At 69.0% G+C, this 26,136-nt stretch carries 31 protein-coding genes; 12 read left to right on the plus strand and 19 right to left on the minus strand.

The window, feature by feature from the left end:
* Positions 1-4 precede the first annotated feature (4 nt).
* Entirely contained in the window at positions 5-367 is a 363-nt protein-coding gene (locus tag ABZ717_RS01040; RefSeq protein WP_084392335.1) for a BlaI/MecI/CopY family transcriptional regulator, read from the minus strand.
* Between the two features lie 194 nt (positions 368-561).
* On the opposite strand from ABZ717_RS01040, the gene ABZ717_RS01045 reads away from it, so the two are divergent.
* Both ABZ717_RS01045 and ABZ717_RS01050 read left to right on the plus strand, forming a co-directional pair.
* On the plus strand, positions 562-993 hold the full coding sequence (locus ABZ717_RS01045; protein ID WP_358503559.1) for a hypothetical protein: 432 nt from the start codon (positions 562-564) through the stop codon (positions 991-993).
* Between the two features lie 33 nt (positions 994-1,026).
* Entirely contained in the window at positions 1,027-1,134 is a 108-nt protein-coding gene (locus ABZ717_RS01050) for a zinc-ribbon domain-containing protein (RefSeq protein ID WP_358503562.1), read from the plus strand.
* Between the two features lie 24 nt (positions 1,135-1,158).
* On the opposite strand, the gene ABZ717_RS01055 is transcribed toward ABZ717_RS01050, so the two are convergent.
* Positions 1,159-2,478, minus strand: coding sequence for a deoxyribodipyrimidine photo-lyase (locus ABZ717_RS01055; protein WP_358503565.1), 1,320 nt, complete (start codon positions 2,476-2,478; stop codon positions 1,159-1,161).
* Positions 2,479-2,564: 86 nt separating this feature from the next.
* Between ABZ717_RS01055 and ABZ717_RS01060 the strand changes: the two genes are divergently transcribed.
* The 5 genes from ABZ717_RS01060 (at position 2,565) to ABZ717_RS01080 (ending at position 7,402) form a co-directional block, all read left to right on the plus strand.
* Positions 2,565-3,524, plus strand: a complete 960-nt coding sequence (locus tag ABZ717_RS01060; protein ID WP_358503568.1) for a DUF523 and DUF1722 domain-containing protein — start codon at positions 2,565-2,567, stop codon at positions 3,522-3,524.
* 159 nt (positions 3,525-3,683) lie between these two features.
* Complete coding sequence (locus ABZ717_RS01065) at positions 3,684-4,679, plus strand: alpha/beta hydrolase-fold protein (protein WP_358503571.1); 996 nt, start codon at positions 3,684-3,686, stop codon at positions 4,677-4,679.
* 110 nt (positions 4,680-4,789) lie between these two features.
* On the plus strand, positions 4,790-6,094 hold the full coding sequence (gene mshA, locus ABZ717_RS01070) for a D-inositol-3-phosphate glycosyltransferase (protein ID WP_358504060.1): 1,305 nt from the start codon (positions 4,790-4,792) through the stop codon (positions 6,092-6,094).
* Between the two features lie 32 nt (positions 6,095-6,126).
* Positions 6,127-6,645 (plus strand): YbjN domain-containing protein, encoded by a 519-nt coding sequence (locus ABZ717_RS01075; protein ID WP_358503574.1) that lies wholly within the window; start codon positions 6,127-6,129, stop codon positions 6,643-6,645.
* A gap of 10 nt (positions 6,646-6,655) precedes the next feature.
* Positions 6,656-7,402: a phosphoglyceromutase gene (locus ABZ717_RS01080; protein ID WP_358503577.1), complete on the plus strand. Its 747-nt coding sequence runs from the start codon at positions 6,656-6,658 to the stop codon at positions 7,400-7,402.
* Between the two features lie 69 nt (positions 7,403-7,471).
* Here ABZ717_RS01080 and ABZ717_RS01085 read toward each other — a convergent pair whose 3' ends face one another.
* Positions 7,472-7,834, minus strand: coding sequence for a DsrE family protein (locus tag ABZ717_RS01085; protein ID WP_358503580.1), 363 nt, complete (start codon positions 7,832-7,834; stop codon positions 7,472-7,474).
* Between the two features lie 5 nt (positions 7,835-7,839).
* Positions 7,840-8,622, minus strand: a complete 783-nt coding sequence (locus tag ABZ717_RS01090; protein ID WP_358503583.1) for a hypothetical protein — start codon at positions 8,620-8,622, stop codon at positions 7,840-7,842.
* A gap of 225 nt (positions 8,623-8,847) precedes the next feature.
* Between ABZ717_RS01090 and ABZ717_RS01095 the strand changes: the two genes are divergently transcribed.
* Positions 8,848-9,411, plus strand: a complete 564-nt coding sequence (locus tag ABZ717_RS01095) for an FABP family protein (RefSeq protein WP_358503586.1) — start codon at positions 8,848-8,850, stop codon at positions 9,409-9,411.
* A gap of 320 nt (positions 9,412-9,731) precedes the next feature.
* Positions 9,732-10,748, plus strand: coding sequence for a folate-binding protein (locus tag ABZ717_RS01100; RefSeq protein WP_358503590.1), 1,017 nt, complete (start codon positions 9,732-9,734; stop codon positions 10,746-10,748).
* Between the two features lie 4 nt (positions 10,749-10,752).
* Here ABZ717_RS01100 and ABZ717_RS01105 read toward each other — a convergent pair whose 3' ends face one another.
* From ABZ717_RS01105 to ABZ717_RS01120, 4 genes are all read right to left on the minus strand, one after another.
* Complete coding sequence (locus ABZ717_RS01105) at positions 10,753-11,457, minus strand: DUF4352 domain-containing protein (protein ID WP_358503593.1); 705 nt, start codon at positions 11,455-11,457, stop codon at positions 10,753-10,755.
* 478 nt (positions 11,458-11,935) lie between these two features.
* The gene (locus ABZ717_RS01110; RefSeq protein WP_358503595.1) at positions 11,936-12,649 is read right to left on the minus strand and encodes a glutamine amidotransferase; all 714 of its coding nucleotides are present in this window, start codon (positions 12,647-12,649) and stop codon (positions 11,936-11,938) included.
* Between the two features lie 11 nt (positions 12,650-12,660).
* Positions 12,661-13,917, minus strand: coding sequence for a MurT ligase domain-containing protein (locus ABZ717_RS01115; RefSeq protein WP_358503597.1), 1,257 nt, complete (start codon positions 13,915-13,917; stop codon positions 12,661-12,663).
* Between the two features lie 86 nt (positions 13,918-14,003).
* The gene (locus ABZ717_RS01120; RefSeq protein WP_358504062.1) at positions 14,004-16,112 is read right to left on the minus strand and encodes a hypothetical protein; all 2,109 of its coding nucleotides are present in this window, start codon (positions 16,110-16,112) and stop codon (positions 14,004-14,006) included.
* 488 nt (positions 16,113-16,600) lie between these two features.
* Between ABZ717_RS01120 and ABZ717_RS01125 the strand changes: the two genes are divergently transcribed.
* Entirely contained in the window at positions 16,601-17,071 is a 471-nt protein-coding gene (locus ABZ717_RS01125) for a hypothetical protein (protein ID WP_358503600.1), read from the plus strand.
* A 76-nt stretch (positions 17,072-17,147) separates the two neighbouring features.
* On the opposite strand, the gene ABZ717_RS01130 is transcribed toward ABZ717_RS01125, so the two are convergent.
* From ABZ717_RS01130 to ABZ717_RS01160, 7 genes are all read right to left on the minus strand, one after another.
* On the minus strand, positions 17,148-17,453 hold the full coding sequence (locus ABZ717_RS01130) for a DUF1416 domain-containing protein (RefSeq protein ID WP_067600299.1): 306 nt from the start codon (positions 17,451-17,453) through the stop codon (positions 17,148-17,150).
* Positions 17,450-18,295 (minus strand): sulfurtransferase, encoded by an 846-nt coding sequence (locus tag ABZ717_RS01135; protein ID WP_358503604.1) that lies wholly within the window; start codon positions 18,293-18,295, stop codon positions 17,450-17,452. Before ABZ717_RS01135 ends, ABZ717_RS01130 begins: the two co-directional genes overlap by 4 nt.
* 146 nt (positions 18,296-18,441) lie before the next feature.
* Entirely contained in the window at positions 18,442-18,600 is a 159-nt protein-coding gene (locus ABZ717_RS01140; RefSeq protein ID WP_358503607.1) for a hypothetical protein, read from the minus strand.
* A gap of 77 nt (positions 18,601-18,677) precedes the next feature.
* Positions 18,678-18,764, minus strand: a complete 87-nt coding sequence (locus ABZ717_RS01145; RefSeq protein ID WP_355267795.1) for a putative leader peptide — start codon at positions 18,762-18,764, stop codon at positions 18,678-18,680.
* Positions 18,765-18,929: 165 nt separating this feature from the next.
* Positions 18,930-19,253 (minus strand): thioredoxin family protein, encoded by a 324-nt coding sequence (locus ABZ717_RS01150; protein ID WP_358503610.1) that lies wholly within the window; start codon positions 19,251-19,253, stop codon positions 18,930-18,932.
* Positions 19,253-19,951, minus strand: a complete 699-nt coding sequence (locus tag ABZ717_RS01155) for a DUF2993 domain-containing protein (protein WP_358503613.1) — start codon at positions 19,949-19,951, stop codon at positions 19,253-19,255. The genes ABZ717_RS01150 and ABZ717_RS01155 overlap by 1 nt, the downstream gene beginning before the upstream one ends.
* A 335-nt stretch (positions 19,952-20,286) precedes the next feature.
* Positions 20,287-21,435: a hypothetical protein gene (locus ABZ717_RS01160; protein WP_358503616.1), complete on the minus strand. Its 1,149-nt coding sequence runs from the start codon at positions 21,433-21,435 to the stop codon at positions 20,287-20,289.
* Positions 21,436-21,688: 253 nt separating this feature from the next.
* Here ABZ717_RS01160 and ABZ717_RS01165 point away from each other — a divergent pair, with 253 nt between their 5' ends.
* Entirely contained in the window at positions 21,689-22,489 is an 801-nt protein-coding gene (locus ABZ717_RS01165; RefSeq protein WP_358504065.1) for an HAD-IB family hydrolase, read from the plus strand.
* A gap of 99 nt (positions 22,490-22,588) precedes the next feature.
* On the opposite strand, the gene ABZ717_RS01170 is transcribed toward ABZ717_RS01165, so the two are convergent.
* A complete protein-coding gene (locus ABZ717_RS01170) occupies positions 22,589-23,269 on the minus strand; it encodes a hypothetical protein (RefSeq protein WP_358503619.1) in 681 nt (226 codons plus the stop codon).
* A 123-nt stretch (positions 23,270-23,392) separates the two neighbouring features.
* Between ABZ717_RS01170 and ABZ717_RS01175 the strand changes: the two genes are divergently transcribed.
* Positions 23,393-23,878: a MarR family transcriptional regulator gene (locus ABZ717_RS01175; protein WP_358503622.1), complete on the plus strand. Its 486-nt coding sequence runs from the start codon at positions 23,393-23,395 to the stop codon at positions 23,876-23,878.
* A 40-nt stretch (positions 23,879-23,918) separates the two neighbouring features.
* Here ABZ717_RS01175 and ABZ717_RS01180 read toward each other — a convergent pair whose 3' ends face one another.
* The 3 genes from ABZ717_RS01180 to ABZ717_RS01190 form a co-directional block, all read right to left on the minus strand.
* Positions 23,919-24,866 (minus strand): NAD-dependent epimerase/dehydratase family protein, encoded by a 948-nt coding sequence (locus ABZ717_RS01180; RefSeq protein ID WP_358503625.1) that lies wholly within the window; start codon positions 24,864-24,866, stop codon positions 23,919-23,921.
* A 223-nt stretch (positions 24,867-25,089) separates the two neighbouring features.
* The gene (locus ABZ717_RS01185; protein WP_013155353.1) at positions 25,090-25,188 is read right to left on the minus strand and encodes an AURKAIP1/COX24 domain-containing protein; all 99 of its coding nucleotides are present in this window, start codon (positions 25,186-25,188) and stop codon (positions 25,090-25,092) included.
* Positions 25,189-25,483: 295 nt separating this feature from the next.
* A complete protein-coding gene (locus ABZ717_RS01190) occupies positions 25,484-26,119 on the minus strand; it encodes a histidine phosphatase family protein (RefSeq protein WP_358503628.1) in 636 nt (211 codons plus the stop codon).
* Positions 26,120-26,136 lie beyond the last annotated feature (17 nt).

Raw genomic sequence — 26,136 nt, forward strand, 5'->3', positions numbered from 1 at the left:
CGGACTAGTTCCTTGGCTGCTCGGTTTCCGCGAGTGCGCGCCTGAGCGCTTCAGCCTCCTGACCGTCCATGGATTGGACGAAGGCGGCCAGGGCCGCGTCACGGTCGACCGTCTGACCGAGTGCGTCGAACATCAACTCGGACACGTAGTTCTCACGGCTGGCAGCCGGACGGTACCGCCACGCACGGCCCTCACGTGCCCGGGTGACGACCTTCTTCTTGGCGAGTCTGTCGAGCACGGTCATGACGGTCGTGTGCGCCAGGTCCCGCTCTGCGAGCGCTTTGCCGACCTCACGAACCGTCATTGGTTCGTTGCGTGCCCACAGTACATCCATCACCGCGCGTTCAAGTTCGCCAAGCCGATTCATAGTCATGAGTCTACGACGGGTGGTAGTACTGCCTGTGGCACCCCCACGTTAATTCAAGATGGCTTGTGAGCAAGGGTATTGAGTCCTCGATGACAGGGTCCGAAGGGTGCTTGCGGCCGGTGCTCCGCGCGGGCACCGAGATCCCCACGGGGCCCGGCTATCGCGGCTTCCCCGGGCGTCGTACGCTCCCGTGTATGGGACACCGGCATCCGAGCAAGCTCAAGAACCCAGAGGTGGGTCACGCGCGTGCCCGTTGGCTCCTGCGCGCGGAACTCGCCGGGTGTGACGCCTGCCGCGCCGAGGGCGACAAGAACGCGTTGACCGACCTGGTGTCGGACGGCGTCTTCGATTCCCTGATCACCGGATTCGTACTCGCCCGTGTCCAGCAATGGCACTCACCCAGCAGACCGTCCCAGTACCCCGCGACGGTGTACCGCATCGCCCCCATCGATGAACGGGACTTCTGGTGGGCCCCCACCCAGCACTGCATGCGCGTGTGCACGGTGACGGGGCCCGAAGGTGTCGACACCGTTCCCGCGCTCCGGGAACTGCGTTTGATGTCGGGTTCTGACCGGTCACTGGTCTTGGACGACATCATCGACGGGCTGGCCGAAACGGAAGGATGACCCTTGAGGCCCGTTCACCAGGGGGCACCGCACATGTCCCCCAAACACGACAAGCCCATCGTGGGCCTGTGCGAAAGATGCGGTGAGTACCTCAACCCCGGGGTGCGCACCTGCCCCAATTGCGGCCACTACAACTCCTAGTCGCGCGCCGACCCCGGTCTCGCCTCACAGTCGGCCGGGGTCGGCGATCGGAGGCGGATACCCCTCGACACCTTCGCCGGATCCCTCCGACCACGGGCTGTGGGCGCGGGCACCGGACAGGTCGGCGAGTTCGGGCACGTACCTACGCACGTAGACACCCTCGGGGTCGAACCTCTTGGCCTGCCGGGAGGGGTTGAAGGCCCGACCGGGTCGGGTGTCGTTGCCGGTTCCGGCCACCCACTGCCAGTTGCCGTAGTCGTCGGCCACGTCACCATCGGTCAGGTGGGCGTCGAAGTGCGCGGCCCCCTCCCGCCAGTGAACGCGCAGGGTCCTGGTGAGGAAGGACGCGGTGATCATTCGGGTGCGATTGTGCATGAAACCCTCGCGAAGCAGTTGGCGCATCCCGGCGTCCACGATCGGCACCCCGGTAAGCCCCTCCTTCCAGGCGGCGAGGGCGTCGGGGTCCTCTCGCCACTCGCGACCACGAGGCCGGTAGTCCCGAATCGTGATGTCGGGGAAGGCCGCGGTGACCTGGTGGTGGAAGTCGCGCCAGGCGAGTTGGCGAACGTACTCGGAACCCCCTGGAAGATCGCGTGCGGCGCGGGCGACCTCCAGCGGGGACAGGCAACCGAAGCGCAGGTCGGCGGACAGATGAGAGGTCGCCGCACCGGCAAGGTCGTCGTTCCGGTCACCGTAGTCGGCGAGACCCGAGTCGAGCCAGGCACGGAGTCGTTCACGCGCCCGGGTCCATCCGCCCGCCTGCCGTTCAGGGGAGAGGGCTCCCACACCTTCGCGTGAAAGGTCGTCGGGCGCGAGCAGGCGTCCGGGGTCGAGTCCTTCGAGCGGGGGGACCCGTTCGGGGGCGGGCAGGGTCTCCCGCCATCGGGTGCCCTCCCAGACCCTCCAGTAGGGGGTGAACACCTTGTAGTGGTCACCCGCGGTCGGGGTGATGTCTCCCGGTGGCACCACTGTGAGCCCGGCGTGGGTACGCGCGACCAACCCGGACTCGCGGAGCCGGGTGAGCCGCCGGTCCGCCACGCGGCTCACGCCCGCGCTCAGATGGACGGTCCCGGCGCCGGTCTCCCGGGCGAGGGCGAGTGTCTCCGTGACCGTGTCGCCTCGGCGGACCACGAGGTCCGCGCCCACGGCGCGCAGTCCCGAACGCAGGTCGGCGAGGGCCTCGGCGAGGTGGGCGAGCCGGTTGCGGGCCGCGCGTCGCAGTAGGGCGTGGTCGAGAACGAAGAGCGGGACCACCGCTCCGCCGGTTCCCAGGGCCGTGGTCAGCGCGGGGTGGTCGTTCAGGCGAAGATCCTGGGTGAAGAGCACGAGCACGGGAGCGACCAAGAGACCTCCTTCACTTAAGGTGTTCGACACACTACTCAAAGAGATCGTCGGTGGTTACGGCAGGCTCCACCGGGTAGGGCCCCGGAATGGATACGTTCGTTCGCCCCGTCGTCGGAGTGTCCAGCTGCCTGCTCGGCGCCTCTGTGCGTTATAACGGCGGCCACTCGCGAAACCGTTTCCTCACCGACGAACTGAGCCGGCACGTGGATTGGCTCCCGGTCTGCCCGGAAGCGGAGATCGGGTTGGGGGTCCCTCGCCCGACCCTGCGCCTACAGGACTCAGAGGGATCGGCGCGAGTGATCTCCAGTGCGACCGGAACCGACCATTCCGACGATCTCTCGAACGTCGCGAATCGACACCTCGATCGACTGGCCCGACTCGACGGCTACGTCCTCAAGAACAAGTCGCCGAGTTGTGGCCTGTTCTCCCTACCGGTCTTCGACGGTGCCGGGAACCGGCTGCGCGGCACCGGCCGCGGCGCCTTCGCCGAGCGGCTCACCACGCTGCTGCCGGCACTGCCGGTGGAGGAGCAGGGGCGCCTGTCCGACGCCGTCCTTCGTGAGCACTTCGTGGAACGGGTGTTCGCGCACGCGCGGCTGCGCGCCCTCATCGAGGGCGAGTGGGCCGTACGCGACCTGGTGGCGTTCCATACGCGGCACAAACTCCAGTTGATGGCGCACTCCCCGGACGGGTACCGCGAGACCGGGCGGGTCGTGGCGAAGGCCGGCGCGCACGACCGCGAGCAGACGGCGGCGACCTACGCCGAGGCGTTCCATCGGGCGTTGGCCGTCAGGACGAGTCGTGGCAAGCACGCCAACGCCCTCCAGCACGTCTTCGGGATGATCAGTCCGTTGCTGGACGACACGCGCAGGCACGATCTGTTGGCCGGGATCGAGGACTATCGGCGGGGCAACGCTCCACTGAGCCTGCCCGTGGCCCTGCTGCGACACCACTGCACGGCGGAGGACGTCACGTGGGCGAGCGAACAGACCTACCTTCGCCCGTACCCGGAGTCGCTTCGGCTGCGGCACCCCGTGTCCGTCTGAGGCGTCGACGAAAGCCGATCGGCGTCCGGGGCCGCGGACCTCCACGGCGACACCCGAAGACCCGCGCACACGGAGAGCTTCAAGAAGACTACAATGGGTGACATTCCCTGACCGCTTCGCGTGCGGTCACCGGTTGCCCCCGACCCTTGAGGTTGCGACGTGTTCGTCTCCTTCTCCCGACGCGCCACCGTGCTCCTCGCCTCCTGTGCCGTGGCCGTGGTCGCCGCGTCCCTGGCCACCGCCCCGCCGGAACGGCTGGTCGAGCGGATCGGACACCACCTGTCCGAGACCGAACCCGAACTCGCCACCGGTCAGATGCGTGTCCCGCCCGACGCCGACTCCACCCCGGCGGCGCTGCCCCGTCCGGGCGACGTCGCGGTCTGCGACGAGCCCGGGCGCGACGAGGTGGTCACCCTCCCCGACACAGCCGCCACCGGTGACGAAGGCCGTTCCGTGTGGATCCGCAGACCCCCCGGACCGGACAGCGCCGACCTTCCCGTGCTCTACCTTCTCCACGGATCCTCATCCGGTCACCGGACCCTGATGGACGCGGGCGTTGGCGAACTGATGGACCGCCAGATGTGCCGCAGCGGGGTCGAGTTCGTGATCGCCGCCCCGCACGGTCAGGTCGAGGACGGGTCCACCACCGAATGGGCCGACGCCCACGACGGGAGCTTCGCCTTGGAGAGCTTCGTCACCGGCCCGACCGTGACCGCGGTGGAGGGGGAGCATCCTCGTCCACGCTCCTTGAGGGCTATCGGCGGCTTCTCCATGGGCGGTTACGGCGCGGCCGCCCTCGCCCTGCGCAACCCCGCCCTGTACTCACAGGTGGTGAGCTGGGCCGGGTACTTCCGGGTCGACGACCCGCACGGCGTCCTCGGTACGGACACCGATCCGCACTCCCCTGATCGTCTCCTCGAACCCGAGGAGGTGCGCGACCTGCGCTTCATGCTGGTCGAGGGGCGTGAGGACCACACTCCTCTCCAGGAGGGGCGGATCCAGGGAGAGGCCGAACGCTTCTCCGATCTGCTCACCGAGCACGGTATGACGGTCACCACCCTGCGTCCCCGCGGCGGCCACGATCTGCGCACCTGGAAACGCACGTTCCCCGATGTCGCGGACTTCCTCGTCGCCGGCTGGGCCTCTACCCCCTGACCCCCACCCGGGTCAACCCCCGCCCCCTGGGACAGGCCGGTCGGGAACAGTGTGTACCTTCGTCGCTGTTGACGACTACTGCCCGCACACGCGACCTGGAGGGACCACCGGTGTCCGGACTCGTTCCGTTGGGTGATCAGGCGGCGGTCCCCTTGAGGATCGCGACGGTGAGCCTGCACACCTCCCCGCTCGACCAGCCCGGTACCGGTGACGCCGGAGGGCTCAACGTCTACGTGGTCGAGGTGGCACGCCGGATGGCGGAGCGCGGCGTGGAGGTGGACGTGTTCACCAGGGCCACCAGGCCGTCGCTGCCGCCCGTGGTCGAACTCGCTCCCGGGGTGAACGTGCGGCACGTGCACGCTGGCCCCTACGGGCGCCTGGACAAGAACACCCTCGCCGAACACCTGTGTCCGTTCATCTTCGGAATGATGCGGGCCGAGGCACAGGCCGAACCGGGCCACTACGACCTCGTGCACGGCCACTACTGGCTGTCCGGCAAGGCCGGGGTCGTGGCCGCGCGCCGTTGGGGCGTGCCGATGGTGCAGTCGATGCACACCATGGCCCGGGTGAAGAACGCCGCCCTCGCCGAAGGCGACTCCCCCGAACCGGAGGACCGGGTACGCGGCGAGGACCAGTTGGTCCGCCAGGCCGACCGGCTCATCGCCAACACCGCAGACGAGGCCCTCCAGCTCTCGGACTTCTACGGCGCCCGACCCGAACAGCTCCATACGATCCCGCCCGGTGTGGATCTGGACACCTTCTCGCCCGGACCTCGCGCCGAGGCCCTGGAACGGATCGGCCTGCCCCGGGACGCCCACCTGCTGCTCTTCGTCGGCCGGGTGCAACGGCTGAAGGCCCCGGACGTACTCATCCGCGCCGCCGCCGAACTCCTGGAACAGGACCCCTCCCTGCGCGATCGCCTCGTGGTGGGCGTGGTCGGCGGCCTGTCCGGCGGGGGGATGCACGAGCCCCGCATGCTCACCGACCTGGCCCGGTCACTCGGAGTGGCCGACGTGGTGCGATTGGAACCGCCCCAGGACCGTCGACGCCTGGCCGACTTCTACCGGGCCGCGACCGTGACGGTGGTGCCCTCCTACTCGGAGTCCTTCGGGTTGGTGGCCGTGGAGTCACAGGCCTGTGGCACCCCGGTCGTGGCGGCCCGCGTCGGTGGCCTGACCACGGCCGTCTCCGACCGGGTGTCGGGCGTCCTGGTGGACGGGCACGACCCGCGCCACTACGCCACCGAGCTGCACCGGTTGATTCGCGAACCGGCCTGGCATGCCAAGCTGGCGGAGGCCGCACCGGAACACGCGGCCACCCTGAGCTGGTCGCGGACCGTGGACGACCTGTTGGACGCGTACCGGTCGGCCCTGACCCCGCGCGCGCTCCCGCTGGCCGAGGCGGCATGCCGATGACGGGGACGGCCGTGGAGGAGAAGGGAAGGCACGTGGCGGAGACGACGGCGCGCGAGAACGCGATCAAGGCGATCGAACAGGCGGTGCGCGAGGCCGAGCTGGAGGTCGAACGCCCACGTGAGGGTTCGTTCCTGGTCACCATCCCGGGCACGGCCAAGCTCAAGACCCTGGTGTGGTTGGAGGCCGGCCCGCACAGCCTCACCCTGACCTCGTTCTTCTGTCGGCGACCGGACGAGAACCACGCCGGGTTCTACCAGTGGCTGACCCGGCGCGGCTCCGACATGTACGGGATGGCGTTCACCTCGGACGAGGTCGGCGACGTGTACATCCGTGGCCGGCTCCCCCTGGGCGGCGTCACCGTCGACGAGGTCGACCGGCTGTTGGGGTGCGTGCTCACCTACTCGGACGAGAACTTCAACACGGCGCTGGAGCTGGGATTCGCCTCGGCGATCCGCAAGGAGTGGAAGTGGCGCCTCGAACGCGGCCACGACACCCGGAATCTGCGCGCCTTCGCCCACCTGGCCGAACCGGCCGGGACTTCGAGTGACTAGGCTTGCCCCCATGGGAACTCTGGTACTGCTGCGACACGGTGAAAGTGTCTGGAACGCGAAGGGCCTGTTCACCGGCTGGGTGGACGTGGACCTGTCCGCAAAGGGCGAGGACGAGGCCCGCCGTGGCGGCGAGCTGCTCAAGTCCGCCGGGGTGACCCCGGACGTGCTGCACACCTCGCTGCTCAAGCGCGCCATCCGCACCGCCGACCTCGCGCTGGAGACCGCCGACCTGCACTGGCTGCCGGTCGAGCGCTCCTGGCGCCTCAACGAGCGTCACTACGGCGCGCTTCAGGGCAAGGACAAGGCTCAGACCCGTGAGGAGTACGGCGAAGAGCAGTTCATGATCTGGCGTCGTTCCTACGACACTCCCCCACCGCCCATCGCCGACGACGACCCCTACTCGCAGTCCGACGACGTCCGCTACGAACTCCTGCCGCCGGAGCTGCTGCCGCGTACCGAGTGCCTCAAGGACGTACTCGACCGCGCCCTGCCGTACTGGTACGACAACATCGTCCCGGAGCTGGCCGCGGGCAAGACCGTCCTGGTCGCCGCGCACGGCAACTCGCTGCGCGCGCTGGTCAAGCACCTGGACGGGGTCGGCGACGCCGACATCGCGGGGCTGAACATCCCCACCGGCATCCCGCTCGTCTACGAGCTGGACGAGAACTTCAAGCCCACGAACCCGGGCGGCACCTACCTCGACCCGGAGGCCGCCAAGGCCGCCATCGAGGCCGTCGCCAACCAGGGCAAGAAGTAACGCCCCACGACGACATCGGTGCCCGTACCTCCAACGGTGGTACGGGCACCTTCGTTTTTCCGGGGCGGATCAGTAGACCAGCGCCTGGACCCCGTCCTGGAGGGTCTCCTCGACGAAGCTCTGCGCGCCCGCGATGCGCACGCCGTCGATCAGGTCGTCCTGGGTGAGGTCGCGTCGGGCCGCGCACTGGGTGCACACAGTCACCCGGCCGGCCGCCAGCACCGCGGCCAGCAGGTCCCGCAACGGAGCGGCGTGTTCGAGTTCGAAGGTCTCGGCGCGTCCGGGGACCGCGAACCACGCGGACTCCCCGGTCAGCCAGAGGGAGACCTCGACGCCGGCGGTCACCGCCGCGGTCGCGACCGTGAACGCCTGATTGCACCGTTCCGGAGCATCCGCGCCGGCCGTGACCTTGATCACCAAAGAACGAGACATGTCCGTCAGCCTACCGAGAGGCCGATCAGGAGGAGCACGGTTCCCACGATGGCGGAGAACAGGAACCCGACGGACAGGCCCAGGGCCTCGGTCCGACGCGGAGAGACCCGCGTTGCCCGTTCGACCACACCGTGTTCGATGGTGAGCGGGTCCTCGTCCGAGCCGGCCAATACGACGCGGCCATCACGCGTGTGGACGCGTCCGGTGACGCGTACCGAAGCACCCGTACGGATGATCCACTCGCGGTACTCGAACTCGATGGTCTCGCCCCGGAAGACACCGGAGATGCGACCTCGAACCCTGGGCAGGAGGTCGTCCGCGGTGGCGGCCACACCGGGCTGGGGGCGGCCGACCTGGCGTTTGAGGCAGAGTTCGGCCTCCTGCGGTTCGGTGTCCGCCGGGTCGACGAAGATGCGCTGCGCGTCCCCCGGGCGCCCCTCCCCCACCAGACCGAAGAGGTCGTCGGAGCCGTAGTCGGCGATGGAGTCGCAGGCGCGCTCGCCGACCTGCCCGTCGACTTGACCGCGGGCCAACGGCCGGTAGTGCCGCAGGACCTCGTGACCGTGCCAGACGCACTCGACACCCGCCAGCCCGGATTCGATGGCACCGGCGGGGCCCGGCGCGGCCACGCCGGTGAGGGTCACGCGCTTGCCTTCGTGCTCGGCGACCGCGGCGGGAAGGAGCAGCGCGAGACCACGCTGACGCCGCCAGCGACGCAGGGCGACGAAGGCGAGTGGCAGGAGGACCACCGCGACGACGAGCAACGCCGAACCGATCACCAGCAACACAGGCAGCCCCTTTGGAATCGTGTTCGGAAATCGTGTCGGAGGTCGGGGGACCGCGGTGCGGATCCGAGCCCCGAGGACCCACCGCGTCCGTCAACCATCTTTACCAGTTCTCCGAGAAAGCCGGGCCAATTGGGCATGTCCGGTCCGGGACCCGAGGGTGGCGGTGACGGATGCCTTCGCGCGAGCGGTCACCGGCACCTCCGCCGCGCGCTACTCTCGGGGGTTATGGACGCTGCGGTACACCCTGATCTGGCGAAACTGTCCTTCCTGTTCGGACGTTGGGAGGGCGTCGGCGTCGCCGGATATGTGGAAGAGGAGAAGTTCCAGTTCGGCCAGGAGGTCGAGTTCACCCCGCGCGCGGGGCTGCCCTACATGGCCTACAGCGCCAAGGTCTGGCGGATGAACTCGGACGGGACCACCGGCGAGCTGGTCACCGAGGAATCCGGGTACTGGCGTGCGCTCTCCAAGGGGGACACCGCCCAGTACGCGGCGCAGGACGAGAACAACATCGTCCACCTCGAGGTGATGATCGCCCACAACGAGGGCTACCTGGAGTCCTACGAGGGCAACGTGTTCGCCAACCGGGTGGAGATGCGAAGCGCCGGGATCGTGCGCACCATCACCGGTCTGGAGGTACAGGGGTCGCACCGCCTGTACGGGCTGTTCAACGACGGAAGCCAGACCCTGGGTTACGCGTGGGATCTGGCCGCCCGCGACCTGGGGCTTCAGTCGTACATGTCCGCCCAACTCAAGCGCGTGGCCGAGATCGAGCCGAACGACGGCAAGTAGGCCCGTTCGGGGTCTGGACATGGACGAACCCCGGGCCGGCTCCTACGAGAGGGTCGGATCGGACTAGGTCCGACAGCCCGGGGTTCGGGTGTCCGTCTGGGATTCGCCTACGACGTACGTCGAGCGAATGCTCGGCGTCGTCCTAGCGGACGGCCACCTCGCCGGTCCTAGGGTCAATCATGTTCTGGACCACCTCCTTTCCTGCGTGCCGCCAAACTACGTCTCGTGGACGGTGGCGGGCAAGTGATTTTCTGTGATCTGTATCCCCAGGTCGATCGCGCCCCTGTGTCCTCTTGGACGGGGCGGATACCCTCGGCGGTATGACTTCGCCGTTGCTGACCACACCCGGTGCCGTGAGCGCCGAGACCCCCGACACCGACGTCGCCGCGCACTACGGCGACCCCTCGCACGAGGGCCGCGCGATCGAACGTTCCAGCGCCTGGGTCGACCGGAGCAACCGGGGTGTGGTGCGGGTGAGCGGACCCGACCGTCTTGGCTGGCTCAACGACCTCACCAGCCAGCTGACCCGGGACCTGGCCCCGGGTGTCGGCACCGAGGCGCTGATCATGGACGCGCGTGGCCGGCTGAAGCACCACCTGTCGATGGTGGACGACGGTGAGTCCACCTGGATGCACACCGAGCCGGGTGACGCCGCCGAGACGGCCCGGTTCCTGGACTCGATGGTGTTCATGCTGCGGGTGGAGGTCGAGGACCTCTCGGACTCGCTCTCGGTGTTGACGTTGCTCGGCCCGGACCGGGACAAGGCACTGGCCGTGGTGGAGGGTCCGGTCACCCGGGCCACCGAGCACGAGATCGACCTGTTCGTGCCCTCCGAGGAGCTCGTGACCACCGCGAGGAAGCTGACGGAGGCGGGAACCCGACCGGCCGGCATGTGGGCCTATGAGGCGCACAGGATCGCCTCGCACCGGGCTCGGGCCGGTCTGGACTCCGACGAGCGCGCCATTCCGCACGAGATGGACTGGATCGGTTCCGCCGTGCATCTGGAGAAGGGCTGCTACCCCGGGCAGGAGACGGTGGCCCGGGTGCACAACCTGGGTCGTCCCCCGCGCCGCCTGGTGCTGCTGCACCTGGACGGCACCAGGGAGCGGCTCCCCGTGGTGGGCGCCGACATCGAGTTGGAGGGGCGTCGGATCGGCCGCGTGGGCAGTTCCGCCCGCCACCACGAGTTGGGGCCGATCGCGCTGGGGCTGGTCAAGCGGACGGCGCCGATCGACGCCGTTCTGGCGGTGGACGGTATCGCCGCCGGCCAGGAGGTCATCGTGGACCCGGACACCGGGGCCAACGCCCAGATCGATCTGCGTCGCCGACCTCGGTAGGGCTTCAGGAAGGTCGTAGGTCGCTCTGCCCGGAGACCAGAACGTGGTCGAAATCGGTGCCCTCGGGCGCCAGGAACATCAGGTGCGTGGTGACCGTGGTGCCGGGGTTGATCTCGTCCCAGAAGTAGTCATGGGCCACGGTCCACTCGGCATCGGGATCGTTGGCGAAGGTCTCCCCGTCCGTGGTGTGGCCCCGGGTGCCGTTGCTGTCGAAGATCGCCGGTGAGGAACCCTCGTTGGTGACGTTGAGCCGGTAGATGTAGTACGTCATGCCCGAGGGGGCGGTGGCGTTCGTGCCCATCCCGTCGGTGATGGTGCTGTCGGTGTAGGCCACCTCGACCTCCACCCGGAACGGACCGACCGACGTCGAGGATCCGTTGAAGGAGGACAGCGGCACGGATTCGGAAGGGTCCGCCTGCTGCCCGGGACCGGACGCCTCCGGCTGTCTCGGTTCCTCGGTCGGTTCCGCGGAGGGCGCGGGCGAGGTCTCCGGATCGGACCGCGCGCCCTGTTCCGACCCGCTTCCCGCCGGGTCGCGATCCTCCTCTCCCACCACGATCCGCACATCGGGGGTCGGCAGCCCGCCCATGGCGGCCAACGCCGCCGTGCACCCACCGGCCGCCACGAGCACGGCGACGGGGATCGCGAGGACACGTGCGGACCGTCCGAAGCGGCCGACGGAACCTGGGGGCGGATCGGTGGCACTCATACCCGTGTGACACATACCACAGCACGGACATTCCGAAATTGTGCCCCGTTTGCCCACCCTCGACCGAAATCCGACCCTCGCCACGGAGGGTTATCGGTGGTTCTTCATCGGTTACCACCCGCGGAGCCCGACCCACTCGTTATCTTCCCCTGAAGGCCTGCGCGGCACGAACGAATCGGGGGACGTGGATGAGCGGAATCGACCGACCGGTGGACCTTTGGGTCAGACTGAGACGATTCGTCGGCCCTGACCGAGAGAGCCCCGACGACCGCGCGCCCACACGGCCGGAACCCCACTGGCGCGCCCCCGTCTCCCACCGGGAGAACGGTCTCACCCACCACGAATTCGCCCATGTGCTGGGGATGGGCCGTGTCTCCCCCCTGTTCCAACGCCACCGCTGGTGACCGGCGAGGGTGCCCACCGGCTCCGGACACACGAAGGCCCGATGGGAAGGACTCCCACCGGGCCGATCGAGTCTCTAGCGAAGAGCCGCCGTCAGGCGTTCGTCGTGCAGACGCTCGCCCCAGGCCGGGGGCAGCGGGTTCAACTGCCCCACACGCCAACGCAACAGCAGGTCGGCCAGTTGCGGGTTGCGCGGCAAGGCCGGCCCGTGCAGGTAGGTACCGAGCACCTGGCCCTGGTAGGCGCCCTCGGTGCGGTCGTCGTTGCCGATGCCCTTCACCGTGGTGGACAGCGGTCGGGCCTGCGGACCGATGGCGGTCCGGCCCTGGTGGTTCTCGAACCCGGTGATCCGACCCACGCCCAAGGCGGGGTCGACGTCGGCGACGATCTCGCCCACGGCGCGGCTCTGACCACGGCCGCTGCGGATGTCGAGGATGCCCACGCCGGGGAGCGGATTGTCGTCGTTGTCGCCGTAGCTCTCACCGATGATCTGGTAACCGGCGCAGACCGCGAAGACGCAGGCGCCGCGCGCGGCGGCCCGGGCCAGACCACCGTCGGCGCGAAGACGCTCGGCGGCCAGGATCTGCGGCCGGTCCTCGCCACCGCCGAGCAGGTAGACGTCACCCTGCTCGGGCACGGAGTCGCTGGAGTTGACCTGTACGACCTCGGTCGGGATGCCGCGCAGTTCGGCGCGACGCTTGAGGATGAGGACGTTGCCCTGGTCCCCGTAGGTGCTGAGCAGGTCGGGGTAGATCCACACGATCCGCAGGGCGCTGCTGTTGTTCGACATGGCTGGGTCTCCTACTGGATGCGGCCGTACGCGGTGCGGATCTGCTGGAAGGCGGTGTAGTTGGCGATGACGTCGACCTTGGTGATGTCGGGACGGTCTGCCTTGAGCTTGGCCAGAACCTCGTCCACCCGCTCGGCGACCTCGAAGGGAACCTCGTCGGTCTCCAGCCGCAGGGCGAGGTCGGTACGACGCTCACCCATGATGAAGACCCGACGGTCGCGCAGGACCCTGTAGTCCACGTCCCACAGCCAGGAGGTGTCCTTACCGTCGGAGACCTGGGCGTTGACCGCCAGGATGACCGGAACCCGCGGCGGGTCGAGGACGGCGAAGGATTCGAGCCATCCGGCCGGGTTCTTGGCGAGCAGGAGGCGAACCTCCACGCCCATGGTCACCACGGAGGTGTAGCGGCCCGCCACCGAGGTGATGTCGCGGAGGCGTTCGACGGTGCGCTCGGGGTGGATGCCATAGGCGGCGGCGGTGGCCGCGGCGATCGCCGCGTTGGAGCGGTTGGCGTCACCCGGCAGGTTGAGGCGGAGCTTGATCTGCTGCCCCTCGGGGGTGATGAGGGTGTCGGAGTCGTTGTCCACCGCCCAGGTGGTCCGAGGCCGGGCCAGGCCGCACTCGGGGCACTCCCAGTGTGGATCGACCTCGCGCTTGAGGTGGGCGCCGCACTCGGGGCAACACCAGGAGTCCTCCTTCCAGCGCTGGCCGGCGGAGACCCAGGTGGCGTTGGGAGCGCCCAGACCGGCCCACGCCACGAGGGGGTCGTCGGCGTTGGCGATCACGTGGGTGTTGCTCTGCGCCAGGGTGGTGCGCCACTTCTTCGCGAGGAGGTTGATCTCCGAGGCGCGGTCCATCTGGTCACGGCTGAGGTTCATCAGTACGACGAAGGCGGGGTTGGTCGCCTTGATGACCTGCGGGAGGTACTTCTCGTCGACCTCCAGCACGCCGTTGACGGCGGCCTTGTTGGCGGCCAGCGCGGTGATGTGCCCGGTGGGCATGTTCGCGCCGTGTTCGTTGGTGGCCACGTCACCGAACTCACGCAGGGCCTGCGAGATGAGACGGGTCGTGGTGGTCTTGCCGTTGGTGGCGCTGACCAGGGCGAGACGGCGACCCTGGGCGAGCTTGGCGAGCAGGTCGGGTTCGACCTTCAGGGCGACGCGGCCGCCGATAACGGAGCCGTCTCCGCGTCCAGTGGCCCTGGACAGGCCTGCCGCGCTCCTGCCCAGTACCGAAGCCAGTTGGGCGCGCAAGGAAAGCTCGCTCATCAAATCTCCACGATCGCTAGATCACCCGCGCGAACGCGCTGTGGCGGCGGGCGATGTGTCGGGCCAAGCCTATTGTCCACCGCTGTTCAGACCCGCCAGTCCAACCGCTCGGGTGGCGGCCCGAGGTTGGGCGGGACCCGTGTCGGATCGGAACCGTCGCCGGTCACCGATTCGGGCGTTTCCGGGACGTTCCCGACCATGGATGCGTTTCCGGGTCCGGGGCCCCGCGCGCTGTCACCCGGTGGTTCGATCCTCGTGCCGCCGGCCGGGGAACGCCGTGGTTCCTCGGCCTTCGGACCCGGACCATCTGGGCCCTCGACCCGGCCGACGCCCCTACCGATACCGGGGTTCCGGTGGTCCTCGGCGGTGGCGAGGGTGGCTGTGGACAGGGTGAGAATACCCGGATTGGTGTCGGTCAGGACCGGGCCGGCCGAGGTCAGGACGAGGGCCGCGGTGGGTGGCAGCTCCCGGAGCGACTCCGCGTCCAGAGCGCTGATCCGCACCGTGGTCTCCTCTTCCCCCGTCGACGCGATGGGGGTGTCGATCTCCGCCGCCTGCGCGGTGGCCCGCCCCCAGGCCGTGGCGGATCTCACATGCCTGACCAGATCCAGCGGGGAGATCGCGGCGGCCGCGTTGCGGATGAGCGCACCGGACTCGGTGTGCGGAGAGGGGAAGAGGGGTTCCTCGTCGGAAGCGTTCTCGTCGTCACCGTCGAGTTCGGTGACCGAAGCGCCGACGGCCTCGCCGATCACCTCGGTGAGCCGGTGGATCTCCAGGTCCTCCCGGTCGCTCCCGGATCCGTCGACCACCTCGGCGACCACTCGCGCGACCCTCCCGTCCCGATCGGGCCGCCGCATCACCACGGGCAGGCAGGACGGATCGGACAGGTGGCGGACCGCGGCGGGCACCGCCTCGCGGAACATCAGGACCACCTCGACACCGCCGTCCTCGGCCGCGTTCAGGACCTGCTCCACCTCCTCCTCCGGAAGTGTCTCCGCGCCGCAGACGACCACGGTACGGGTTCGATCCGGTCGTACCCGTGGGGCTCTACCCCCGGGGACCGCCGGGCCCGGTTCACGTGTCTCCAGGAGCTCGCTGAGCGCCGCCACCGCGTAGGTTCCGTACACCCGCGCGGCCGCCGCCCCGGAGGCCCGGTCGGTGGAGATGATCTTGACCTGGGCGTAGGCGGCGTCGTCGGCGCGGGTACCGACCGCTTCGAACGGGCTGAGTCGCTCTTCCAGGGCCCAGGCCCGTTCACGGACCTCGGGGTCGTCCGCGCAGCGTTCCCGCACCCTGGTGCGTTCGTCCACGGTGAGCAGGGCCAGGGCGGGGTCGTCCTCGGCGTCGTCGTCGGCGGGGGTCAGCAGGGCGCGCAGACCACCGATGAGGCGGGCGATGTCCACGTTCCGGCCGAGCACCTCCAACAGACGCAGCAACAGCGTCTCGTCGGCGTCGACGTCCTGGACCCTCCCCGTGGCCGCGGCGACGGCGGAGAGGACGCGGGCACGCTGACCGGCGTCCAGGTCGGTTCCCAGGGTCATCCGCGGTAAGTCGGCGGGGAGCACCCATCTGCGCGGCTCCACGGCGCAACGACGGGCGAGACGGACGAGTTCGCGGGCGACCCCGTGCCCGGTGAGGTCGACGACCGTCAGGTCACCGCCCTCCCTCAACCGGGAGACACCGACGGTGGTGAGCAGCGCCGACCACCCGGTGTCGCCCCCGCCCACCACGACCACCGCGGAGGTGCCGGCCGGCACGGTCATGCCGTACCAGCGTGGTTGCGCCTCGTAGGCACGGGAGGCCGCCTGCCATTCGGTGTACCGGGTGGCGTGTTCGCGTTGCCGTTCGCGCAGGATCCGTTCCCGCTCGGTACGTTCGGCGGCCAGTCGTTCCTTCGCCCGTTCCAGGCGTTCGGAGATGACCTGGCGGCTCTGGACGAGCGCGAAGGCGACGGGCGCCGCGATGGCCACGCAGGCGAACACGCCGCCCAGCGCCAGACTGCCGGGAAGGACGCGCATCAGCCACAGCGCCGGGAACAGGAGCGCCGGTAGGGCGAGTCCGACCAGCGCGAAGTAGAGGGGACGGTTGGTCTGCGCCTCGCTGTCACGCTGACCCGCGATCCACTCCTCGGAGACCGTCTGCGCGTCCGAGGGCGCGGGACGGCGCGGGGCGGGACCGGGTGGTGGCAGGAGGATCCTGTGCCGCCATCCGAGGTAGGTGCGTCCCGTCTCGCCTCGGGCCGCGTTCGCCGACGACCGTGCTTTGGGCACCGTCCGAACACCTCCTCGCCGGCGGCAGAGAGGGACCGCCGGGGAATCGTTCATGTGGGGGGCTTCGGCCACTGGGCGGTCGAAGCTCGGGCACCGGCGTACCGGCGCCCTCGTGCTTGCCACGGCCGGCCATGCCCGACGTTCGAACACGGAACGCGCACGGACCTTCGAGCGGCGTGGCCGTGATCATCAGTGAAGCAGGGCCGCCCCCCGCTTTCCAGTACCGATCCCCCACCTGTGGAAAACCCACGCGTCGAGCGGCCGCTCACCCGACTCCCTCGTCGGCCGGAACCCGGACGATCCGCGCAACCGGTGAAGCGACATAATGCCGGCGAAGGTCACGCCCCTCGGATACCCGGGAGTCCCCCATCTCCGGTCCCACCCTCGTCCTGCCTCTGTTCTCACTCCTGCTCATGGTCGCCGCCCTGGTCTGCGTGGCACGGGGCCATGTCTGGAATCACCGAAGGGGGCGCACCCACTGGAGGGAACGCGCCCTCGCCCACAAGGCACCGATCGGCGCGGAACGGCGCAGGATCCGTCCGTACCTGCGCCGTGGTGCGCCCGCGCCCGACCCCGAAACGGCTCAGCTGACCGTCAGTGCGGCCGCCGACCTGAATCGCCGGTGGCAGAACCCTTGGTACTTCTCAGGCATGATCCTGTTCCTTCTCGGCAACTCTGTGATCCTGATCGCCAGGTCGATGGTTCAGGATGGGTCCTCCGTCTTCCTGTGGTTCGGGATCGCCGCCTTCTCCTTCGCCGCCACTTCCCCCTTCTACCGCCAGGCGATGCTCGACCAGGCGAGGCTGGCTCTGGCGATCAACCGGGAGCTCGCCGAGCTGTACGAAGTTCCGGATGAGGAGCCGCCACCGCCCCGGGAGCGCTGAGCCTGGAAAACGACGCGGCGCCGGTGCCGGACGGATCTCTCCGTCGGCACCGGCGCTGCGGTGGTTCGACCGTCGGTCAGGCCTGGACCTGTACGTCCACGACCTTGCCGACCTCCGCCTGGACGGGGTATTCGCCGGTGAAGCCCTTCGAGGCCAGCACCCGCACCTTCCAGGCACCATCGGTGGCGAAGAACCGGAAGGTCCCCTCGTCACCGGTGGCGACCTCTCCGACGAAGTCGTCGGAGGAGTTCAGCAGACGGGCGTAGGCACCGCGCAGCGGCTGCCCGTCACGTGTCACCGTGCCCTGGATGACCGCCTGGCTTCCCGCGTCGACGTCGGCCAGGGCGACACCGCCCTCGGGGGCTCCGCAACTGTCGCTCACTTGGGCTCGGCCTCCCCCACCTCGACCGGAACGCCGACCAGGGAGCCGTACTCGCTCCAGGAGCCGTCGTAGTTCTTGACGTTCGGGATGCCGACGATCTCGCGGAGCGCGAACCAGCTGTGCGAGGAGCGCTCGCCGATACGGCAGTAGGCGATGATGTCCTTGTCCAGGTCCACACCGGCCTCGGTGTAGAGCTCGCGCAGTTCCTCGGCGGTCTTGAAGGTGCCATCCTCGTTGGCCGTCTTGGCCCACGGGATGTTGCGCGCGGTGGGGATGTGCCCACCGATCTGGGCCGCCTCCTGCGGGAGGTGTGCCGGGGCGAGCAGCTTGCCGGTGAACTCGTCGGGCGAGCGGACGTCGACCAGGGCCTTGGTGCCGATGGCCTCGACGACCTCGTCGCGGAAGGCGCGGATCGAGGTGTCCTGTTCCTTGGCCTCGTACTCGGTCGCGGCCCGCTCGGGGACGTCCTTGACCAGCTCGCGGGAGTCGAGCTCCCACTTCTTGCGGCCACCGTCCAACAGGCGGATGTTCTCGTGACCGTAGAGCTTGAAGTACCAGTACGCGTAGGCGGCGAACCAGTTGTTGTTACCGCCGTACAGGATGACCTGGTCGTCGTTGCCGATGCCCTTGGCCGACAGCAGGTTCTCGAAGCCGGTCTTGTCCACGAAGTCGTGGCGGACCGGGTCCTGAAGGTCCGTCTTCCAGTCGATCTTGACAGCGCCTCGGATGTGGCCCTTGTCGTAGGCGGACGTGTCCTCGTCCACCTCGACGAGGACGACGTCGGCGTCGTCCAGGTGAGCCTCCACCCAGTCGGCGTCCACGAGGACGTCGGAGCGGCTCATGGGGAACCTCCTGTGTTTCTGTGCGATGTCGCGTGTGAGTCGGATGCGTGGTGCTTCCGGGCCCTGCTGCCGGAAGTCGGGGTGTCGTCGTGGCCTTCCCCTGATGGGGATGTCCCCTGTCGGGGGGACCTGTTCGGGGTACCCCGCTACACCCGGCGAGGGGCCGGGTGGAAGGCGGGAAGGGCACTACGCGGAGTGGGGGCGAACGTGGTCGCGGCCTGCCGCTCCGAGCTCACGAGGGTGCGGGCGTCGATGTGTCGCTCTGTGCCGGGGGCGTACGGACGCCCGTCGAACTCGACTCGCATGAAACTTCATCCCTGTGTGCGTGGAGATCCGAGGAAGCCGATCGCACGAAATAGGCGGGGCCGAGGGCCCGTTCGCCCTAGGGACATGGACAGAGCGCGGCGGCGACGCGGCAGAAATCAACCGCCCGTCGCTTCGTCAGATACGCGCTCGTCAAGGAAGTCACGTCTTAGACGCTACAGGCAGCACCACTGATTGTCACTGGTGGCCTGGATCACAGGGGAAGCCGTATTGCCCGCTCCGCCGGGCCGGACGGGCTTTCAGGGTGTTCCGGAATATGAGAACGGCGTCTCGGAGAGCATTCATGGAAGAGAACCACCCGGGCTCGGGTCTAGGAGACGGCCTGTCCGAGCGCGGCGATCACATCGGGTTTGCGGGGCTGGCCTTGTGCCCGCCGCACGATCCGGCCGGAAGCGTCCAGGACGAAGACGGTGGGGGTCCCCCGCACCTCCAGCCGACGCACCAGGTCCAGGTGCGACTCGGCGTCGACCTCGACGTTGGCCACACCCTCCACCATCGACGCCACTTCCGTCAGGACGCGGCGGGTGGCTCGGCAGGGCTGGCAGAAGGCACTGGAGATCTGCACGAGGGTGGCCCTCGCGCCCAGCTCGGCGCCGATCTCCTCGGCGCCGAGCGACTCCACCGCGGGGGCCATCAGGCGACCTCGGAACCCATCAGCGGAAGGTCCGAGCCGGTACCGGTGATCAGCAGGCCACTGGAAGTGGCCTCCACGTCGGTGACGGTCAGGCCGAGCGGCAACTCGGGGACCTGCGCGCTGAAGGTGAGCATTCCGGCCACCTGCTCGTCGACGTCGATCGGCAGGTCACCGACCTCGATGCCCCGAGGGGTGACGGAGAGGACGTCCCCGTCGACCGTGAACTCGCCGGCGCTGGACACCGAGGTGCTCAGCCCCAGCTCGGGCAGGGCGAGCTCACCGCTGATGCGGGGCTCGTCGCCCTCCGTGCTGATGGTCATGCCCTCGGGCAGGTAGGGGTTGAAGTAGGAGTAGGGCACCACGAAGGAGCCCTCGACCTGGCCCGCGATCACGGTGGGCTGGTCCATGAGGTCGCTCAGCGGCGCCTCGACGTTCGAGGCGGTGGCCTCGACCTGCTCGACCGTCACATCGCTCATCGTGGCGCTGTCGGCGTTGATGTCGACCTCGGTGTAGGTACCGCTCAGTACCTGCGGCAGGAAGGCCCAACCCTCGATGGACACGTCCGGATCCTCGGACATCTCCATCTGATCGGCCAGACGTTCGGCGAGGGTGTTCTGCGCGAATGAACGCGCCCCGATGTCCGCCACCACCACGAGAGCCGCGAGGAGGATCAGGAAGACGAGAAGGAACTTACGCATCGGAGATCCCAGCACACTTTCTTTCGATCCGGCTTTCGATCCGGCGCGCCTCTCGGCTGGGTCGTCCGGCCGGTCGTGGTCACACGCCACCGGCACCCGGAGGGCACCGGTCATGAAAAACCTGTAGGGAAGGGTACGTCACTTCGCATATGACGCGGAGATGTCCGGGTTGGTTGCGGTCCCGAGCCATCGAGACGCGAACGAGAGGAACCGGGGGCGGCGTGGGGCGCCTTCGAGGCGTGGGCGGAGGGTGAACGAGCGAGGCGCCCCCATCCGTTACGGAGAGGGGCGCCGGCGACGAAACCGCTGTTCCAGCGGGGATCACGCGGATCGCGTCAACGAGGCATCAGCATGGCGGCGAGGCCGTCGTTGGCGGAGGCGTCGGAGAGCGAGAGTTCGATCACGTTGGTGGCGACCACGTGCGCCGGCAGTCGGCGGGCGAACTCCAGCATGTGCGACTGCTGCTCGTGTTCCTCCTGCGCGAGCTCGTCCCGGTAGATCGCGTAGACGATGCGCTGCAACGGCGCGCTGGGCACCGTGTGCGAGGCGAACAAAAGGGTGTCGGGCTCACGCGCGGACACCTCGCCGACGACGGCGTTGGCGAGCCGGTCGAAGCCGTCACCCTGCCCGTCGGCGAGCGTGTAGATCGTGATGACGCCGCGCAGCTTGCTGCTGGGCGGCGTGGGCGCCGGGGCCCCTGCGAAGTGGTCGTCGTAGTGGTCGGCGTTGCGGCGCTTACGGCGCACGGGCTCCTCCTGCGGTTCGTCGAGTTCGTCGTCCGCGTCGTCGTACTCGTCGTCGTAGTAGTCGTCGTCATCGTCGTAGACGTCGCGACGGGGCTTGGCCGCCAGTGCTCCGGCGCCCCAGAGCGCGGAGACCGCGCCGAGCATCAGCAGCGGGCCCACGGCGTCCAGCCCGAAGCGGCCGACGACCGCGGAGAGGAGCGTGGCCAGGGCGAGCAGCCCGAGAACGATCAGATCGGTCCTCCCGGGGCCGCGGAGGCCGCGCCGCGCGACGGAGACCAGCGCGGTGACGAGGAGGACGACGGCGAAGACCTGCGCACCGTTCACGAGCGCGCGCGGGATCAGATCGTAGTGTTCGGCCAGCGGGGGGAAGGAGGAGTCGAAGCGACCGCTGGCGCGGTCGACGGCCAGCACCACCAGGGGAACGATGGTGAAGACGCTGAGGAACAGGCGTGAGGTGAACCGGGCGTTCGGCGCGCGGACCGCGTATTCGAAGGCCCCCCACGCCATGTAGACGGGCCCGAGGAGGCTGACACCCAGTTGCAGGAGTCGGAAGGTGGGCTCACCGAAATCGAACAGCACCCCGATCACCGCGGCGCTGAGTCCCACCGTGACGGCCAGCGCGGCGATCAACCATGCGATCGCGGCGATACCGGGCCGACGTTGGGCATAAGCGGTCAGCGCGGCGGTGGCGCTCCAGCCGACCAACGCGCTAATGAATGTCAGACCTACCGTGACCATCTCGACAATGATGATGCACGCTGATGAGTGGATGTGCACAACGTGCACTTTTGAGGGGTCGGCCCCTGAGGAGATCTCGCAGAGTGCGGGCCGGAACCGCCTTTTACACTGTGAGCTTCATCACCAGGATTCTCGTGGCGGTGCAGCGGCCCCACCGGGGCGCCTCGTGCCCCTAGGCTCACAGTACGCGGGGGCCTCACCCCGGCCGCCGGAGGGCGACCTCCCCCACCTGATCCAGGAGAGAACCGTGCCATTGGACGCGACGTTCCCGAACCCGATCGGTCCCGGCGCCGCCTTCTTCGACGTGGACAACACCCTGATGCGCGGCGCTTCGATCTACCACTTCGCCCGCGGGCTCGCCTCCCGTGACCTGTTCACCACTCGCGACCTCATGCGGTTCGCGTGGGGGCAGACGGTGTTCAGGGTGACCGGCAGCGAACAACCCGAGCACATCAACGCCGCACGTGAGGCCGCCCTGGCGTTCGTCGCCGGACACGACGTGCGGGACCTGGTCGCCCTCTGCGAGGAGATCTACGACGACACCATGGCCGATCGCATCTGGGAGGGCGCCCGACGGCTCGTTCAAGGCCACCTGGACGCCGGGCGGCCGGTCTGGCTGGTCACCGCGACCCCGGTGGAACTGGCGGAGATCATCCGACACCGGCTGGGACTGACCGGCGCATTGGGCACCGAGGCCGAGAGCGTCGACGGGGTCTACACCGGACGACTCAACGGCGACCTGCTGCATGGTCCGGCCAAGGCCGTGGCGGTGCGGGAGCTCGCCCGCAAGGAGGGGTGGGACCTGGCGGGCTGCTCGGCCTACAGCGACTCCTCGAACGACCTGCCGCTGCTGTCGTTGGTGGGCGATCCGCACGCGGTCAACCCGGACGGGGACCTGCGCCGGTACGCCCGGACCCACCAGTGGCCGGTCCACGACTTCCGCAGACACCGACGAGCCCTGAAGGTGGCCGTCCCCGCGGCCGTGGCGGGTGCGGTGGCCGGCGCGGTCGCGGTGCGTGCGGTACGGCACCGCAAGTCCTTCCCCACCCCCTGAGGAACTCCCCGAGAAGCGCTGAGCGGAACGCAGAGCGACGCTCGCCCTCGAACCCGTCCCCTTTTCCCCCTGCCATGAGTCCGGGCCGCCGCAGCATGTTCAGACGCGCCGATAGAACACCGGCAGCGCCCTCATCCCCTCCGAGCGCAGCCCGCCGCGCACCCTTCGGAAGAAACTCGGCCGAACGAATTGCGCGAGCAGGAAGCGCAGCGGCCCTCCCGGCAACCGAACCTGGTTGACCATGGCGAAGGCGGCTTCTCCCTGTGGTCGCAGGAGGGTGCTGTTGTCCACCCCGATCGAGGTGACGTACCAGTGGGCCAGGTCCTCCCAGGCCACGACGGCGCGTTCGGGATCGGGCGCGGTGAAGTGGTTGAACAGGAAGGTCGACCTGGAACCGTCCTCGGTCTCGCCGATCCGGCGGACGTTGCGGGCGACCATCACGAGCTCTCCGTCCAATGCCCGATAGGCCTCCGAGCCCAAGAGGTCGTCGGCGGCCTCGGGCGAGACGGTCGTGATGAGAAGGAGGACGTCGTACCGGGGGGCTCCGGACAGCGGCGGCATGAACACGGCTTCGTAGAGAGCGACGGCGACGACCTCGGGCCGGGCCTCCACCTCGGGGAGAAGCCCGCCGAACTCCGCCAGGGCCTCCTCCCGTCTCCGGTCACCTCGCACGATGGGCCCGCGTTCGGGCGGTGACACGCTCACGCCGATGTACACGTAGCCGTACGGGTGCGGTGGGTCGAACATCGGGCCGGAGTGCCCGGGCGTGGCGGCTGCCATGACTCGCTCCTCACTCGGCGCCGCACGGGGCTCCGGCGGACACCGTGGTCTGGCATCTCAGCCTAGAGGCAATACTTCGGATATACAAACAGTTTGCTCACCCGAATCTTTATGATCATGGGCATGGCACAGGAGCGCGCTTCAGAACCCTTCCAACGCCCCGATCCGAAACTGGTGGCGGAACTCGGGGTGATACCGCAGTTGGAGGTCTACTTCCGACGGATCCGCACGGACATGCCCGATGACGTCGCCGCGGTCTTCGCCGAACACGGACTGACCGCGCGCCATGGCGGGGTCCTCGGACAGCTGGCGGTGGTCCGCTCCATCGGCGTCGGTGAACTGGCCGAACGCATGGCCGTCTCCATGCCGACCGCCAGCGAACTGGCCGGTGACCTCAGGAGGGCGGGACTGGTCGTCGCCGAGGAGGATCCGGACAATCGCCGGCGCACCCTGCTGAGTCTGGCCACGGGTTACCGGCCGTCGGTGGAAGCACTGGTCGCGGCGCGTGCGGCGCCCTTGCGACGCGCGATGGAACGCCTGCCCGAGCGCGACCGCGCGGGTTTCGCGGCGGGCCTGCGGGCATGGGCGGAGGAACTGCGGGACCGGTGAGCGCTCCCCGGTCGGTGCGGGGGTGGGGTAACGGGTGGGGTCAGCGGCCCAGGGTGGCTCGGGCCAGAGCGATGACGTGCCCCGGGCGCAGTCCGGCGCCGCGTCCACCGCTTCGAGCGACGCCGCCACGGCTGTGCGCGTACGACTCGAAGGCCTCGATGGAACTGTAGGCGGGCGACCAGTCCAGGGCTGTGCACAGCGAGGTCGGGTCCAGCCGGGCGGCGTGCAGCCCGGTGTTGACGGTGCGGGCGGCGCTGGCGCTCGCGTAACCGATCCGGCCGCGCTTGGCCACGCCGCGCAACGCCTTCAGGCCGCGGGCCGGCACTGGGACGCGCTGGCCGCCGATGCGGCGCAGGCAGTGTGAGAGGGGGACCGTGTCCGCCCCCGAGACGTCGAAGAAACCGGTCTGTTCGCTCAGCGCCATGAGCGTGAGCGCTTCGGCGCCGTCGTCCTCGTGCAGGAACTGCACGCGCGGGTCTCGGCCCATGACGGTGGGCACGACCCGGTAGTCCATGTAACGGGTGAGGGGGGTGTCCACGGAGGGACCGATGAGGTTCGCGAACTTCAGCACGGCCACGGACAGGTCCGGGCGCCGGCGTTGGAGTGCGCGGGTGTCCCGCTCCACCACGGCCGCGTCGTCGGCCTCCCACGTGGCGCTGGAGCGCACCACGAGACGGCGGACGGAATCGGAACGCTGGGCCGCGCCCAGGACACGCATGGTGCCGAGGAGGTCGTCCTCCCGGTCCGCGCCCTTCACCGTGTCCAGACCCAGGTGCAGGACCAGGTCGGCGCCCGAGTCGGTGACGATCCGGTCCAGGCTTCCGTCGTGCAGGTCGACGTGCCGGTACTCGATCCCCGGCAGTTCACCCGGGGGAGGTGAGGAGTCCGCTCCGATCACCCGGCGCACGCCGGGCCTCTCACTCAGGGCCTGGGCGACCCTGGCAGCGAGGGGGCTGGAGACCCCGGTGACCAGTACGACACGAGCCATGGCGACACGTTCCTTGGAAGGAGACGGTGGTGCGAAAGGCCCGCGGACCGTTCACCCGCCAGGGGGTGAAGCGGCGACCGCGACCCGTGAAGCACAACAGCGCTTCACCCAGAAAATTCCATTGCCGTGGGCAATGCCACGCAAAGGGGGAAGTGTCTCCGCGTCCGAGGCGAGCCCTGGGGCACGCCCAAGCCCGCGGAGATACGTTCGCCGCTGAGAGGTCCTACTTCTTGTTGCGACGCGCGACACGCGTGCGCTTGAGCAGCTTGCGGTGCTTCTTCTTCGCCATCCGCTTACGACGCTTCTTGATGACGGAACCCATGGGATCACCTTCTCGCTGACGAGTGAGTACGGACATGCCGAACCGCTGATGCGGAACACCTGGCGGCTCGGATGCGGTAACCGGGCTCGCGGTGGCTCACACGCGTTTCGCGTGCGCGGCCGGTGCGACCGGGGCGGACCCCGGGGAGGGCGGCACTGAGCACGCATATCTACCGCACCCGTGGCCCCAGCTTATCCGGTAGGTCGTGTTCAACGGACACGAACCACGCGAAGTACGGCCTCGGGGCGGCCCGTTCCGGCCGCCCCGCAGGCGGTCTCACACTTCGAACAATCGGTCAGGCACCCGGAACGGACTGCCCATCGACGTACAGCCCGGCCGCCGGCTCCGCGTAGCTGACGCTGGCCAGACGCTGGTCGGCGAAGGTCAACGACGTGACGCTGGCCAGGTTGCACTCGCGCCGATCCGGCCGGTGCCACAGTCGCTTGCCCTCCGAGGCCCGTCGTGCCATCCAGATCGGCAACTGGTGGCTGACGCACACGGCCTCGCGCCCCCAGGCCGCCCGACGGACCACCTTGATCACGTCGACCATCCGTTGCACGACCTGTTGGTAGGGCTCGCCCCACGAGGGCTGGAACGGGTTGTAGAGCCTCCTCAGCACCTGTGGGTCGCGGGCCGAGGCCGCGGACAACGTCATTCCCTCGAACTTGTTGGCCGCCTCGATGAGCCGATCGTCCAGGGTCACCGGCAGGTCGAACGCCTTCTGCAGCGGGATCGCGGTCTCCTGGGTGCGATCCAGCGGCGAGGAGTACAGGGCCGCGATGTCGTGGCCCTCGAACCAGTCGGCGGCCAGCTCCGCCATCCGCTGCCCACGATCGCTCAGGTGGTAGTCGGGCAAGCGTCCGTAGAGGACCTTGTCGGGGTTGTACACCTCACCGTGGCGAAGCAGGTGGACGACGGTGGTCGTGGTCATCGTAGGAGTCCTTCTGT

The sequence above is a fragment of the Nocardiopsis sp. NPDC006832 genome, assembly GCF_040635885.1.
In the GTDB taxonomy this organism is placed as follows: domain Bacteria; phylum Actinomycetota; class Actinomycetes; order Streptosporangiales; family Streptosporangiaceae; genus Nocardiopsis.

What these genes read in the sequence shown, in the direction of transcription:
- ABZ717_RS01150 (WP_358503610.1), bottom strand. Translation starts at nt 19,253, where the DNA reads ATGGCCCCCGCGGTGGAGTCGCTCGGCGCCGAGGAGATCGGCGCCGAG.
- ABZ717_RS01160 (WP_358503616.1), bottom strand. Translation starts at nt 21,435, where the DNA reads ATGGTCACGGTAGGTCTGACATTCATTAGCGCGTTGGTCGGCTGGAGC.
- ABZ717_RS01105 (WP_358503593.1), bottom strand. Translation starts at nt 11,457, where the DNA reads ATGAGTGCCACCGATCCGCCCCCAGGTTCCGTCGGCCGCTTCGGACGG.
- ABZ717_RS01190 (WP_358503628.1), bottom strand. Translation starts at nt 26,119, where the DNA reads ATGACCACGACCACCGTCGTCCACCTGCTTCGCCACGGTGAGGTGTAC.
- ABZ717_RS01180 (WP_358503625.1), bottom strand. Translation starts at nt 24,866, where the DNA reads ATGGCTCGTGTCGTACTGGTCACCGGGGTCTCCAGCCCCCTCGCTGCC.
- ABZ717_RS01175 (WP_358503622.1), top strand. Translation starts at nt 23,393, where the DNA reads ATGGCACAGGAGCGCGCTTCAGAACCCTTCCAACGCCCCGATCCGAAA.
- ABZ717_RS01185 (WP_013155353.1), bottom strand. Translation starts at nt 25,188, where the DNA reads ATGGGTTCCGTCATCAAGAAGCGTCGTAAGCGGATGGCGAAGAAGAAG.
- ABZ717_RS01080 (WP_358503577.1), top strand. Translation starts at nt 6,656, where the DNA reads ATGGGAACTCTGGTACTGCTGCGACACGGTGAAAGTGTCTGGAACGCG.
- ABZ717_RS01115 (WP_358503597.1), bottom strand. Translation starts at nt 13,917, where the DNA reads ATGAGCGAGCTTTCCTTGCGCGCCCAACTGGCTTCGGTACTGGGCAGG.
- ABZ717_RS01085 (WP_358503580.1), bottom strand. Translation starts at nt 7,834, where the DNA reads ATGTCTCGTTCTTTGGTGATCAAGGTCACGGCCGGCGCGGATGCTCCG.
- ABZ717_RS01050 (WP_358503562.1), top strand. Translation starts at nt 1,027, where the DNA reads ATGTCCCCCAAACACGACAAGCCCATCGTGGGCCTGTGCGAAAGATGC.
- ABZ717_RS01040 (WP_084392335.1), bottom strand. Translation starts at nt 367, where the DNA reads ATGAATCGGCTTGGCGAACTTGAACGCGCGGTGATGGATGTACTGTGG.
- ABZ717_RS01110 (WP_358503595.1), bottom strand. Translation starts at nt 12,649, where the DNA reads ATGTCGAACAACAGCAGCGCCCTGCGGATCGTGTGGATCTACCCCGAC.
- ABZ717_RS01060 (WP_358503568.1), top strand. Translation starts at nt 2,565, where the DNA reads ATGGATACGTTCGTTCGCCCCGTCGTCGGAGTGTCCAGCTGCCTGCTC.
- ABZ717_RS01095 (WP_358503586.1), top strand. Translation starts at nt 8,848, where the DNA reads ATGGACGCTGCGGTACACCCTGATCTGGCGAAACTGTCCTTCCTGTTC.
- ABZ717_RS01170 (WP_358503619.1), bottom strand. Translation starts at nt 23,269, where the DNA reads ATGGCAGCCGCCACGCCCGGGCACTCCGGCCCGATGTTCGACCCACCG.
- ABZ717_RS01125 (WP_358503600.1), top strand. Translation starts at nt 16,601, where the DNA reads ATGGTCGCCGCCCTGGTCTGCGTGGCACGGGGCCATGTCTGGAATCAC.
- ABZ717_RS01100 (WP_358503590.1), top strand. Translation starts at nt 9,732, where the DNA reads ATGACTTCGCCGTTGCTGACCACACCCGGTGCCGTGAGCGCCGAGACC.
- ABZ717_RS01045 (WP_358503559.1), top strand. Translation starts at nt 562, where the DNA reads ATGGGACACCGGCATCCGAGCAAGCTCAAGAACCCAGAGGTGGGTCAC.
- ABZ717_RS01140 (WP_358503607.1), bottom strand. Translation starts at nt 18,600, where the DNA reads ATGCGAGTCGAGTTCGACGGGCGTCCGTACGCCCCCGGCACAGAGCGA.
- ABZ717_RS01155 (WP_358503613.1), bottom strand. Translation starts at nt 19,951, where the DNA reads ATGCGTAAGTTCCTTCTCGTCTTCCTGATCCTCCTCGCGGCTCTCGTG.
- ABZ717_RS01135 (WP_358503604.1), bottom strand. Translation starts at nt 18,295, where the DNA reads ATGAGCCGCTCCGACGTCCTCGTGGACGCCGACTGGGTGGAGGCTCAC.